Source organism: Shewanella electrica, from assembly GCF_022321485.1.
GTDB classification, from domain to species: Bacteria; Pseudomonadota; Gammaproteobacteria; order Enterobacterales; family Shewanellaceae; genus Shewanella; species Shewanella electrica.
In genome coordinates this window covers 1-229 of the sequence record NZ_JAKOGG010000863.1, presented here as the reverse complement: position 1 = coordinate 229, position 229 = coordinate 1, and the positions used below count along the sequence as shown (strand labels likewise).

1 protein-coding gene is annotated in these 229 nt (G+C 44.5%); it reads left to right on the top strand.

Features of this window, described 5'->3' with window-relative positions:
• Window positions 1-37 precede the first annotated feature (37 nt).
• A partial coding sequence (locus tag L9G74_RS22250; protein WP_238899152.1) for a hypothetical protein occupies window positions 38-229 on the top strand: 192 nt, incomplete at its 3' end.

Below are 229 nucleotides of genomic sequence, written 5' to 3'. Positions count from 1 at the left end.
AAAAGGCTCATTTACAAAGCAACGGACATACGGTGATATGACCTTCTTGTCCCTTGTAATGGTTTTCTTCTCCTATTATTATTTTGATGAATATTGGGAATACGCAAAAGTATATGCCTTTACTCAGGCAGCGACAAACACAAGCGGTTGCTCCACCGCCATTTTCTGCGGCACAGCTTTCACAGATCGTTTCGGAAATGACCATGGCCAGGGTGATGGTCCCGCAGAT